Origin of the sequence: Sporosarcina luteola (genome assembly GCF_007991495.1) — a bacterium.
GTDB classification, from domain to species: domain Bacteria; phylum Bacillota; class Bacilli; order Bacillales_A; family Planococcaceae; genus Sporosarcina; species Sporosarcina luteola.
The window spans coordinates 11,464-24,092 of record NZ_BJYL01000046.1 but is presented as its reverse complement, the minus strand read 5'-3'; the positions used below and the strand labels follow the sequence as shown (position 1 = coordinate 24,092).

Annotated in this window: 11 protein-coding genes; 7 read left to right on the top strand and 4 right to left on the bottom strand. The window is 45.2% G+C overall.

The features are described from left to right. Positions 1–6 precede the first annotated feature (6 nt). Entirely contained in the window at positions 7–660 is a 654-nt protein-coding gene (locus SLU01_RS15285; protein ID WP_147059896.1) for a hypothetical protein, read from the bottom strand. 185 nt (positions 661–845) lie between these two features. Here SLU01_RS15285 and SLU01_RS15280 point away from each other — a divergent pair, with 185 nt between their 5' ends. Together SLU01_RS15280 and SLU01_RS15275 are read left to right on the top strand one after the other, a co-directional pair. Continuing rightward, positions 846–1,643 (top strand): ABC transporter ATP-binding protein, encoded by a 798-nt coding sequence (locus SLU01_RS15280; protein ID WP_147059894.1) that lies wholly within the window; start codon positions 846–848, stop codon positions 1,641–1,643. After that, positions 1,636–3,270 (top strand): hypothetical protein, encoded by a 1,635-nt coding sequence (locus SLU01_RS15275; RefSeq protein ID WP_147059892.1) that lies wholly within the window; start codon positions 1,636–1,638, stop codon positions 3,268–3,270. Before SLU01_RS15280 ends, SLU01_RS15275 begins: the two co-directional genes overlap by 8 nt. A gap of 136 nt (positions 3,271–3,406) precedes the next feature. Here SLU01_RS15275 and SLU01_RS15270 read toward each other — a convergent pair whose 3' ends face one another. Beyond that, positions 3,407–4,609, bottom strand: coding sequence for a PLL family lectin (locus tag SLU01_RS15270; RefSeq protein WP_246111012.1), 1,203 nt, complete (start codon positions 4,607–4,609; stop codon positions 3,407–3,409). 79 nt (positions 4,610–4,688) lie between these two features. Here SLU01_RS15270 and SLU01_RS15265 point away from each other — a divergent pair, with 79 nt between their 5' ends. Together SLU01_RS15265 and SLU01_RS15260 are read left to right on the top strand one after the other, a co-directional pair. Further along, the gene (locus SLU01_RS15265; protein ID WP_147059890.1) at positions 4,689–7,826 is read left to right on the top strand and encodes a DEAD/DEAH box helicase; all 3,138 of its coding nucleotides are present in this window, start codon (positions 4,689–4,691) and stop codon (positions 7,824–7,826) included. A gap of 22 nt (positions 7,827–7,848) precedes the next feature. After that, entirely contained in the window at positions 7,849–8,268 is a 420-nt protein-coding gene (locus SLU01_RS15260) for a hypothetical protein (protein ID WP_246111014.1), read from the top strand. A 146-nt stretch (positions 8,269–8,414) separates the two neighbouring features. Here SLU01_RS15260 and SLU01_RS15255 read toward each other — a convergent pair whose 3' ends face one another. After that, complete coding sequence (locus tag SLU01_RS15255) at positions 8,415–9,416, bottom strand: nuclease-related domain-containing protein (RefSeq protein ID WP_147059886.1); 1,002 nt, start codon at positions 9,414–9,416, stop codon at positions 8,415–8,417. A gap of 132 nt (positions 9,417–9,548) precedes the next feature. On the opposite strand from SLU01_RS15255, the gene SLU01_RS15250 reads away from it, so the two are divergent. Beyond that, positions 9,549–10,370 (top strand): GNAT family N-acetyltransferase, encoded by an 822-nt coding sequence (locus SLU01_RS15250; protein WP_147059884.1) that lies wholly within the window; start codon positions 9,549–9,551, stop codon positions 10,368–10,370. 59 nt (positions 10,371–10,429) lie between these two features. Here the strand turns inward: SLU01_RS15250 and SLU01_RS15245 are convergent, their stop codons facing one another. After that, positions 10,430–10,663, bottom strand: a complete 234-nt coding sequence (locus SLU01_RS15245; RefSeq protein WP_147059883.1) for a group-specific protein — start codon at positions 10,661–10,663, stop codon at positions 10,430–10,432. 374 nt (positions 10,664–11,037) lie between these two features. Here SLU01_RS15245 and SLU01_RS15240 point away from each other — a divergent pair, with 374 nt between their 5' ends. Together SLU01_RS15240 and SLU01_RS15235 are read left to right on the top strand one after the other, a co-directional pair. Then, positions 11,038–11,406: a MarR family winged helix-turn-helix transcriptional regulator gene (locus SLU01_RS15240; RefSeq protein ID WP_147059881.1), complete on the top strand. Its 369-nt coding sequence runs from the start codon at positions 11,038–11,040 to the stop codon at positions 11,404–11,406. A gap of 12 nt (positions 11,407–11,418) precedes the next feature. Continuing rightward, the gene (locus SLU01_RS15235) at positions 11,419–12,609 is read left to right on the top strand and encodes an MFS transporter (RefSeq protein WP_147059879.1); all 1,191 of its coding nucleotides are present in this window, start codon (positions 11,419–11,421) and stop codon (positions 12,607–12,609) included. Positions 12,610–12,629 lie beyond the last annotated feature (20 nt).

The window sequence follows — 12,629 nt, the reverse complement described above, 5'->3', positions numbered from 1 at the left end:
TTTTTATTATTTAATAGAACTGTAGAAAACTTGGCCGCCTTTAGTGTTAATGACTTTCAACATGTTTGTGCGTTTTACAAAGATCGATTTGTACTTTACGTGCCCGTTTTGATCTTGCAATGTGATGATGCGTTTATTTGCATTGTCTTCAACGACTTGCAGGCTCAACTTACTAATATCCACAACGGAAGAAAGTTTAGTGTATTCAGCGAGTTTGCTGTTTTGGTTGGCAGACGGTTTGGTTTCAGGCTTTGTTGCTTCTGTGGAAGAATCAATTGATTTCACTGTACCATAGAAAATTTCGCCCCCGCGGAAATCAATGATTTTCAAGTTGTTCTTCATTTTCACAAAAATGGATTTGTATTTGCCTTGTCCACGGGAATCGCTGAATACGATGATGCGTTTGTTATTGTTATCCTCCACCACTTTTGCAGTCAATCCGTCTACGTTGATTTTCGAAGCGACTGTTGCGTATTCAGGAAGTTTTGTAAGTGAATCAGCAGTAATGTTCAAATTGTGTTGTTGCCCGTGGTTCGAGTAGGAAGCTTCGTATTTCGATGAAGCCGCCTCTGCTTTATCCGAGTGGAGAACGTTCGCTGCTCCGAACCCGCCTGTCGTTAATAGTGCCGCGCTCAATGTAGTTGCTAAAAGTTTTCTCATGTTTTTTCTCTCCCTTGTTTTTGGTATAACTCTATCTTACCCCCGGTTTTTTAGAGGACCCTGTGAATTAAATGAGAAATTGGTGAGAATTTCCTCAGCCTTAGTGCCCTTTTGTCAAGAATCTGGCAATGAAGCATATTTTCTTGGTTAAAAAATGGTAAACTCATAGAAATGGGGGTGTTGGTATGGATATTGGAGCGAAAGTGCTGTCATTACGCAACGTCACAATGAAATATGGTACGAAAACTGTATTGAATGGCGTGAATCTCGAAGTGGAGCGAGGGCAGATTATCGGCTATATCGGTCCGAACGGCGCTGGAAAAAGTACGACGGTTAAGATTATGCTTGGTTTGATACAAGATTATAAAGGGCAGGTGGAAATTTTCGGGCAAGACATTGCTTCGGGGGATCCTTCCTATAAAAAGCGGATTGGCTATGTGCCGGAACAGGCGGAGTTGTACGATAATTTGACAGCGATGGAATACTTGTCGTTTACGGGTGAGTTGTATGGACTTGACCGTAAGTTTGCGGAGGAGAAGGCACAGAAGCTTATGGAGGAATTCGAGCTTGGCCATGTCATGCATTCCAGAATTTCTTCGTTTTCGAAAGGGATGAAACAAAAAGTACTCATCATTTCGAGCCTCTTGCATAATCCGGATCTTCTTTTTTTTGATGAACCGTTGAGCGGTCTTGATGCGAACAGTATGATGGTCATCCGTGAGATGTTGGCGCAATTGGCGGCGCAGGGGAAGACGATTTTTTATTCCTCACATATTATGGATATCGTTGAGAAAATCAGCAATCGCATCGTGCTGCTTGTGAATGGGGCAGTCATAGCGGATGGCAGCTTCGAAGAATTGCAGGAGAGAAATGAAGAAGGGTCGCTGTCGGATATCTTTAACCAACTGACCGGTTTCACGGATCATGCAAGCAGGGCGGAGCGGTTCATCTCAATTGTAGAAGGCGGAATTGCCGATGAATGAGTTCCGGACGCTTGCATTCCTTTCAAAGTTCAAAAGGCTGTTCACAAGAGCAGGGATTGATTACCAGGCAATGGAAACAATTTTGCGCATGAAATTGACAATGGATGGCAGACGGACGCCGACCATTTTCAATGCGCAGAAGAAGAAGGAAGGAAATCAGTTCCTGAAATCTTTATGGATTTACGGATTATATGGCTTAATGATTATTCCATTCATGCTCTTCGGAGAGGGTCCTTACATTTTCCAGATGAGCATCGCCTTTGGCATTACGATGTTCATTTTGACGACAACGATGGTTTCTGATTTTTCTTCCGTGCTGCTGGATGTGAGGGATAAGACGGTATTGCAGACAAAGCCTGTTAGCAGCAGGACGATTAATACTGCGAAAATAATTCATATATTGATCTATATGTTTTTCATCACAGGGGCCTTCATTGCCATTCCGCTTGTCGTAGGGCTGTTCAGCAATGGAGTTCTATTCACATTCGTCTTTTTCGCCGCATTAGTGCTCACAATGCTTTTCATCGTTGTTTTCACATCACTTATGTATTTTGCGGTCTTGCGGTTTTTCGATGGCGAAAGACTGAAGGATATTATCAATTATGTGCAAATTATATTGTCTGTTGGTGTGATCATCGGTTATCAAATCGTCATCCGAGCTTTCAATTTTGCTGACTTGGAATTGACGTATGCTTTTAGCTGGTGGCATGTGTTTTTACCGCCGATGTGGTTCGGAGCTGCATTCGAATTGTTGTTGAATCAAGATTTTTCAAATGTGATGATTCTTTTATCGGTGCTTGCCTTGCTTGTACCGATAATCTCCATCTTTATCTACATTCAGTTGATGCCTTCGTTTGAGCGCAATATGGATAAATTGATGAGCGAGTCGAAAAGCAGGAAGAGATCTGGATGGTTAATGGATTTCTGGGGGAAAGTTTGCTGCAGGAATAGGGAAGAGAGGATGTTCTTCCGTTTTGCCTCGTTGATGATGAAACAGGAGCGGAACTTTAAACTGAAAGTGTATCCGTCCCTTGGATTTGCCTTCATCTTCCCTTTTATTTTCATTTTCACAGAACTGCAAATGAGGACGTTGGCCGATATCTCGACCGGGAGCATGTTTTTGCTCATCTATTTCGGAAACATGATGATTCCGACCATTGTCTATATGTTCCAGTTTTCGGATAATCATAAAGGGAGTTGGCTATTCAAGGCATCACCGATCCAGCAGCCTGCCGCCGCGTATAGCGGGACGTTGAAAGCATTTTTAGTGAAACTATATATGCCGGTTTTCCTGTTGCTGTCGATTGCCTTCATCGCAATTTTTTCTTGGCGGATTTTGCCTGACCTGTTCGCGGTCTTACTAGGCGCGGTTCTGCAAACGTTGCTCACATATAAATGGATCAATGCAGGATCCTTCCCGTTCACATCCTCATTTGAGTTCGCGCAATCGGAAGGTTCTGCTAAAATGGTTATAATCAGTTTAGCGGCAGGGATTTTCGTCGTCGCTCATTTGATTGCGAATGCAGTTACAGGTGGGATTTATATTTACATTATACTTTTGTTGATTTTGATATTCATGGGATGGCGAGCCATTTTACCTGTAATAGGGCATCCTGCTCCCCATTGAATCCAGACAAAAACCGCTTCAGTCAAACAAGGCTGAAGCGGTTTTTTACGCTGCTAGAAAACTTATCAATCATTTCCCAAGATATATTGTCATTTCGGGACCTTTGACTCAATATCTTCTTTGAAGCTTAATTCCGTCACCTATTTTGATACGTATGAATTAAATTCTGATTCTGTCCGCTTGCAAATACATCGGTGCGATTTGGTCCCCATGAAACAGCGGCAGGTCTTGAAGTTAGTGTCCCACCGAGGTTTTGCCAGTCAGACCAGCGCGAACCGTTCCATTCTCTCATGTATAAGCCATTGTCCGTTCCTCTGACGAAAACTTGTAATCGGTTTGCTTGTTTGGAGGAAACGGTTGGTCCGCCGACGAGCGTGCCGCCAAGGCTTTCCCAATTACTCCAAGTCGAGCCGTCCCACCATTTGTGGATTAAATCCTGATTTTGCCCACGTGAAAACACATCAATCCGGTTCGATCCCCATGAAACGGCAGCCGGTTCAGCAGTTAAATTGCCGCCGAGGTTCTCCCACTCCTCCCAACGAGTGCCGTTCCATGTTTTCTTATAAAGCGCATTGTCCGTTCCCCTCACAAACACATCCAGCTGATTTGGACGGCGTGAGGAAACGGCAGGATCACTTGAAAGCCCTCCTCCAAGGTTTTCCCAGTCATTCCATTGACGCCCATCCCACCATTTATGGTAAAGCGCATTGTCCGTGCCTCTGACGAACACATCAATGCGGTTCGGTCCCCAAGATACAGCAGCTGGAGCAGAAGTCAGAACGCCTCCGAGGTTTTCCCAATCGCTCCATTGGCGTCCATCCCACCATTTATGGTAAAGGGCTTGGTCTGTCCCTCTCACAAACACATCCAAACGATTTGGCTGCCAAGAAGACACCGTCGGGGCAGACGTCAACACGCCACCCAGATCCTCCCATGCACTCCAACCTTGGTCAGGTTGAGCGCCACCGCGGATTTCATCCAATGTAATCTGAATTACTTGCAGTAAGACTCGGTCCATCACGTTTTGCGGAATGTTAAATTGCCGGAAGAATACATTCATCCACGGGTACTGTCGCTGGAACTGGCGATAGATTTGTTGAGCAGTTTGATTCATCGATGAAGATTGAATCGTGAAGCCAATAACTAACGTGAAGACATAATCGGTGATAATCCGATTCATGCCATATTGGTCAAGTTCACGGTATAGTTCATTATGCTCTCTCTGGATTTTCTGTAAGACCTGCTGCACAGTGATTTGCTGGGCATTTACGTTTGGATCCAGCTGTGCATATTGATTCATCGGCACCATTGAGGGTGTCATATATACATAATGAAACAATCAAAAACCTCCCCTGAGTGATAAGATAGTATATGCAAAGCGCCTGTACAGGTGATTGTTCCCGAAAGGAGACGAACAAATGGGGATTCATTTAACTCACAATAAAATCATGGATTTATGCGGCTCCGTTTCGTTCAAACGGGGCGAGATGTATTACCGTGCAGAGAAAGTGATGATTGAAGAATACAGTGATACGAAGTGTAAAGCGATCGTGGAAGGGAAGGAAAACTTCCATGTGGTAGTCGATTTTGAAAACGATAAAGACCTCCGTACAGAATGCAATTGCCCATCCCTTCCGCTCTATCGATATAAATGCCAGCATGTGGCGGCTGTTTTGATTGCCATGAATGAACAGATAAAAGCACCGACGGAAGAGACGCTGACAGAAGGGTTGCTCGCCCTTTTCAACGGGCGCCAAAGACCAAGCGGGCATCAGCTTCATTTTGAAGATCGAGAAGTGCTGGAGTTGGCTTTCACATTGCTGCCAGTAGCAACTGGAAAAGGGCATATGCTCGGTATTGAGCTGAAAGTAGAAGGAGTACAGGTAGAAGAAGTCCGTCAGTTTTTGGAGGATGTGAATGAAGGGCGAACAAGCTCATTGAATTCTGCATTCACGTTTGACGCCAATCTTCATTGCTTCAAACGGGAGGCGGATGCAGTATTGCAAAAGCTGGTTGAGATTAACAACGGGGCATTCACCTACCATAGGGACGGTCCACAAACGTTGATCATCCCTCCTTCATCATGGGAAAAGCTTCTGCAGGTCTTGAATGAAGCACCAGAAGTGGCATTGGAAAGCGTCGGCAAACAGGCATCCCGTTTACACATCCGGGAAATGGGAATGCCTGTCAGGTTTCATTTCGAAAAAAGACCGGGAAAAGGCCATTCGTTAAAGATAGATGGGGTTGAGCGTGTAATCATCCTGCAGCCTTATAATCTCGTTTATTACGACGGTCAATTGTTCCGGCTAACTGCAGAAGATTGCAAGCGACTTGCTGATTTGAAGCAGATGGTTGAAACATCAGGCACCCATCAGTTACCTATTCCTAATGAGCAAATTGGTTTTTTCATCGAAAAGGTCGTGCCGGGTTTGCGGAGAATCGGGGAAGTCCAACTCGATGAAACGGTGTTGGACCAACTTGTGAAATCGCCATTGAATGCGAAACTGTACCTCGACCGGGTGAACAATCGATTGCTTGCAGGCCTTGAATTCCAATACGATCATATCACCATCAACCCTTTAGTTGAGCGGGAGCTGCCGGCGAGCTCGGTACTGGTCCGCGACTTGGAAAAGGAAGAGGAGATCTTGCAGTTAATGGAGGAAAGTTCATTCGCCCAGACGGATGAAGGGTATTTATTGCATAACGAGGAATTGGAGTATGAATTCCTCTATAACACCCTTCCGAAGCTTGAAAAACTTGTCCGTGTCTATGCGACGACCGCGATTCGGATACGTATCTTCAGAGGAGCTGCCAAACCGCGCATTCGCGTGAAAGCATTCGAAGACCGGACGAACTGGCTTGAATTCAAATTCAGTATGGACGGCATTCCGGACAAGCAGATTCGTGGGATACTCGAAGCACTTGAGGAAAAACGGAAATACTATCGATTGCGAAGCGGCGCCCTTCTTTCACTCGAAACAAGGGAGTTTGAGGAAATCCGTCGCTTTATGAATGAAGTGCCCGGTGAGCTGGATGAACTCGAAAAGGGATTGAATATGCCGATTACAAGGGGAATCCGCTTCCTGGATAAGATCGGTGAAGATGAAATGCTTGCTGTTGAGGATTCGGCCCGCCAGTTTCTTGGGCGACTGTTGCATCCCGAGGATTCCGCGTGGGAAATACCAGTGTCCTTGGAAAGCGTATTACGCGATTATCAAAAAACGGGTTTTAAATGGATGAAAACAATCGCTGAATTTGGGGTAGGCGGAGTGCTGGCGGATGATATGGGGCTCGGTAAGACGTTGCAAAGCATAGCGTTCATCGTGTCCGAACTGCCGAAAGTCCGGGATGAAAAGAGCCCGATGCTCATCATTTGTCCGTCTTCGCTCACATATAACTGGTTGAGTGAGCTGAAGAAGTTTGCACCTGAAATGAAAGCAATTGTGTTGGATGGGAATAAAAAAGAGAGGGCAGGGCGACAAGCCGATACGGATGGAAAAGATGTCCTGATCACTTCCTATCCGCTCATACGGCGGGATGTCGCTTGGTATGAAAAGCAGCATTTCCACACGGTCTTTTTTGACGAAGCACAGGCGTTTAAAAATCCGTTTACTCAAACGGCGAGGTCGGTGAAGAAGTTGCGAGCGACCCACCGGTTTGCGTTGACGGGGACGCCGATCGAAAATGCATTGGAGGAATTATGGTCGATTTTCCACGTCGTTTACCCTGAATTGTTCATGGGCTTACGGGAATTCAGCGAGTTGTCGCGGAAAACGGTCGCTCGTCGAATTCGCCCGTTTTTACTCCGGCGGGTGAAAGAGGATGTACTTGAGGAGCTGCCGGATAAGGTTGAGTCGATCGATTCGTCTGAATTGCTGCCCGAACAGAAGGAATTGTATGCCGCCTATTTGGCGAAACTGAGGCATGATACACTTAGGCATTTGGATAAGGATACAGTGCGGAAGAATAAAATTAGGATTTTGGCGGGCTTGACGAGATTGCGTCAAATCTGTTGCCATCCGGCATTATTCGTCGATGGCTATGAGGGAAGCTCTGCGAAATACGAGCAGTTAAAGCAATTGATTGAGGAATCGAAGCGCGCGGGGAGACGGGTGTTGATCTTCTCGCAGTTCACGAAAATGCTCGACATCATCGGCAAGGATTTGGCGATGGAAGGGACACCGTTTTTCTACTTGGATGGTTCGACGCCTTCAGAGGAACGGTTGGAACTATGCAATCGCTTCAATGCAGGCGAGCGTGATTTGTTTTTGATTTCATTGAAAGCGGGCGGAACCGGATTGAACCTGACGGGGGCGGACACCGTCATATTATATGACCTTTGGTGGAATCCGGCGGTGGAGGAACAAGCGGCAGACCGCGCCCACCGGATCGGCCAAAAGCACGCCGTCCACGTCATCAAGCTCGTTGCACGTGGAACGGTTGAGGATAAAATGAACGAATTACAGGAGAGGAAAAGGAATTTAATCGGCGAAGTCATTGACGCGGAAATGGGTTCATTGACAGAGGAAGATCTATTGGATTTGTTGGAGATATAGCGGAGAGGTGAAATCATTGAAGGTGATTAAGTTTTTTATAGGAACCGTCGTAGTGCTTGCCCTTCTAGCGTTTGGCGTCTATCATTTCGGCACGAAGTACATTGCCGACGAGGTGATGGGCCAAGTTGCCGCGGAGCTCGATGCAAGCGGCGAACTGGAGAATATCAAAAAGGAAGTAGAGGATGATCCTGATCTGCGCGCTTTTGTAGAGGAAGGGAAAAACGTCGACAGCTCGAAGCTGCCTTTCCAAACGAAAGAAGAAGCAACCCGTGTCCTGCTGAAGAAATTCGATCTCAGTGAAATCAACGACTTGCAAATTCAGGCGCGGCAAGGCATGACGGCGGCGGAGCAACAGGCTCTATTCGATAAAATCCAAAGCAGATTGACCGACGAAGAAATGCTCGCGTTAAAGGCGTTGGCGTATAAAGAGTTGTTTAAATGAAAAACCGCTTCAGTCTTGGGACTGGAGCGGTTTTTTCGCATGGAAAGGGGGTGGCAGGAAAGTTATCGGTCATTTCTCGGCGGATATCGGTCATTTCCGGGGAGTTATCGGTCATTTCCGGGAAGTTATCGGTCACTTTCACGAAGTTATCGTCGTTTCATTACCTTTGACCTACTTGATTCATAAAGTTTTTTAACGAATTCGAGGTTCGCGACATAAACTCTTCCTCTTTTTTCTCCCTCATTAGGCAATTCCATCTTTCTAAGAATCCGTTTCATCTTCTGATCGTCGGAAACACGAAAAAATTCCCGTGCTGTTTTGTTAGACAGGCGATAATCGATCAACATGAAATAATCTAGCAGTGCATCGATATGGGCGAGCGGGTCAACATTCTTGCACTGGTGACAAGCCCAGCTGCCATGTAACGACTGCATGCCAAAGAAACCGCATTGGGCACAACAAACTCCCGATATAAGTTCAGACGGATGAATCCTATATCTTGATATCAATGGAAATGGATCGTACTCGCAATGGGCACGCCTGAGCTTATTCGTGACGTCTTTAAGGTTGATTAAATCGGTAGTGTTGTGAAATGAATGTAGTCTACGAAGATAAACAGGGATCTCAAGGGGAAAAAGAAGAGTCAGATCCTTACGATGATTGACGAATTGCTGTTGCGGTCTGGGGAAAACCGCTGCTTGGTAAATAGGGATTGATAGGTGGTGCGTATGAAACCAATCTTCCAGAAGCATTTTATTTCGCTCCAGTTGGACGGAAGGACATTCAAATGAATCGACTTGTCCATTCTCAAGAGTACGCGTCAGTTGATTATAGTCCTCACGGAAATTGATCTGCCCGGCGATATTTTTCACTTCCATAATGACTGCGCCTTGTTGGAAAAGGAAAAGCGTATCCACTTGGAATTTCCCGGTTGACTGCAAATTCAAGTCGTGAAAGATGTAATGTTCAAAAGGGAACTGATATTTTTTGAAAACATCTGCCAGTATCCTTTCACCGTTATCACCAGCCCGGGTTATCCTTAGTTCACTCTCAATATCTGCATAGCGAGGGTGGCTCTTCGGCAAACGTCGGAGTAGCGCTTCCAACCCGACCGCTTTCAAAGAATTCGTTTTTTCCTTTATGATCAATTAAACAGCGCCTCCTTTAAAGACAAACTCATTCTATCATACTAGTTAAATAACTTCATCAATTCCGAAGGCATATAGGCAATGAACCCATCTACCCTTATAATTAGTTTGAGAGACATGAGGAGGAAGACAATGTTAACGTTTGAACAACTACAGGAAATCGCACACTTGCAAAAAGAATGCGAAACAAGTGACGAGATTTTATTGAAATTAAACTGGGATATGCTTCGCCAACGTGAAGATCAGACGATGGACTTCTTTCACTATGTAGATAGCGAGCTTGTTGCGTATTTGGCCCTTTACGGCTTTGGCTCGACTGTTGAAATTTGTGGAATGACGAAGCCTACCCATCGAAATCAGAAACACTTTACAAATTTGTGGCATCAAGCGTTCCCGGTCATCAAAGAAAAGGGATATAAAAAAATCCTTTTGAATGCGCCTTCTACTTCCGAATCTGCAAAAGGCTGGCTGGAGAATCAGCCGTGCGCCTATGACTTTTCTGAATACCAAATGGTGTGGGAACAGCAGACTTTGGAGGAAAGTGGAAGTATTCAATTAAGGCCATCCACCGAGGATGATGTCCCATTTGAGATTCAATTGGATATGTTAGGCTTCGGCATGTCGCTGGAAGACGCCAGCATTCATCAACAAGAAGTGAAAAATTATCCGAACGATGTACATTTCATCATTGATGTAGATGGCAAAAGGGTCGGCAAAATCCGAGTGAGCCGAAATGATGGCGAGTCCTATATTTACGGATTTGTCGTTCACCCAGATTTTCAAGGGAAGGGGTATGGACGCCAAGCATTGCGAGCGGTTGTCCGTATGGAACAGCCTTCCGGCAACCCGATCAAACTTGAAGTGGAAGCAAAAAATGGCAATGCCCTCCGTCTATATGAGTCCATCGGATTCCAAACAATTCAAGGACAGGATTATTATCTTTGGGATAAATAAAGAAAAAAGTTCGGTGTTTGCCGAACTTTTTTACTGCCGATAAAGCCGTCATTTATCGGTTATGACTGGTCAAACAGTTTCCCCATCTCACTGTCTCTGCGCCTGCATTCTTCATCATCCGCCAAGTCATATTTCTTCAACAAATGGAAAATATCATTCAGTATCTCTTGGTCACGTCTCTCATTTAGGAAACGGACGCCACTTTCATATATTTCCGCTGGAAGAAAAGCTTGTTGCTCTTTCAATTTTGCCAACACATCTTCCAGTGAGTGGTCGATTGTACATCTGCTCACGTTAAACACCTCCCCATTACCTGAACTTGTACTGATAAGTTTATCCCGTAACAACTTCATTCATCAACCTATGAATATTTTCCTCTGTATCCTTGAAAAAGGCCATCAAACATGCATTTAAGTTTGACCGATAAATTTGTGAACTTGACCGATATTCCCACGCCGACATCCAAAAGTCATTTTATCACCTTAGGCCCACCGGAATTTTCAGTAGAACAACAATTGTCAGTGGATGCTTCCTTTACAAAACGCCAATTTTATGGTTAACTATAATAGTTAATTAACCTAACTAACCATTATTCGACAAGGAGGCGGTACCCATCGAATCGATACAGCAGGACTTCTTCGGGCATTATTACAAACTTTATCGTCCATTGCTCAATCAAATTAATGCCAAATTGGCTCATTACGGCTTGTTTAATTCCCAGTGGGCAATCATAAAGCTTCTCATGCAGGAGGGGGCGATGACGCCTGCGGAAATTGCGCATCGGCAGCAAGTGGAAAAACCGAGCGTCACGAAGATCCTTCAACGACTTGGGGAGATGAAGTATGTAGAATCGACGCCGGGACAAGATAAGAGGGAAAAATGGATTCGACTGACTAGTTCAGGGGAAGCTGTTTGCCGTGACATTGTGACGCAGCTTGCATCCCTATATGAAGACCTTCTTAAAGGTTCGTCGAAAGAAGAAGTGGAAATGGCCATAAGCGTATTGGCGCGCGCCCACCAAAATCTATCATCATGAAAGAGTGAAAGTATGCAAGAACAGAAATTATGGACAAAGGACTTTATCAATATATCAATTATCAATTTTATACTCATGCTTGCTATGTATTTGTTATTGGTGACAATTGCGCCGTTTGCGGTGGAGCAATACGGCGCCTCGACGAGCATGGCGGGACTAGTTTCAGGGATATTCATCATCGGAACGCTCATTGCACGGATTTTTTCTGGAAGCTTGATTGGTAAAGTAGGAGGGAAGAGGATGTTGTTCATCGGTCTCCTCGTGTCCACGATTGCAACCGCCTTTTATTTCGGATCAGCAAATATGCCATTGCTCCTTGCCAACCGGCTATTTCACGGAATCGGACTAGGCATTGCCTCAACTGCGACTGGCACAATGATCGCCCAAGCAATCCCAGCGTCAAGGAGAGGGGAAGGGATTGGGTATTTCAGCATGAGCACTGTAATGGCCACAGCAATCGGGCCGTTTTTCGGTATTTTCATGAGTCAGCACTACCCATTCCATATGCTATTCGTCCTCTGTCTCTCATTAAGCGTTGTAACGCTGATTATGTTCTTCTTCGTCAATGAAACCGTGAAGCAGCCTGCTTCGAATAAGCAGGAAGTGGTAAGAAAAAGAATTGGCTTGTCCAATTTCATTGAAAGGAAGGCATTGTCAATCTCCATCATTACTTTATTCGTAGCCCTCGCCTATTCAGGGGTGCTATCATTCATCTCATTTTACGCGAAGGAGATTAACCTCGTTGAAACCGCAAGCTTCTTTTTCCTTGTCTATGCCATCGTCGTATTGCTGTCCCGACCATTCTCTGGGAAACTATTGGATGTAAAAGGAGCGAAGTTTGTCGTCATTCCTTCGCTTGTGCTCTTTGCGCTTGGCATGATCGTATTGAGCCAGACGCATAGCGGTATTATGTTACTTATGGCAGGCGCGATCCTCGGACTCGGCTATGGGAATTTCCAATCCATTGCCCAAGCAATCGCATTGAAAGGGATTTCCGTTGAACGGCTCGGTATCGCCACCTCTACGTTCTATATTTTTCTGGATTCCGGACTCGGATTTGGACCGTACTTTTTAGGCGTTGTCGTTCCAAGGTTAGGCTATCGGGGGATGTATGAGGTGTTGACAGTTGTCATCTTACTTTCCCTTGTAGCATTTATTCTTTTATTCCGTAAGGGGAAAGAGAATATTCCGGATAATGCATGAATGAAAAAGCAATAGATCCC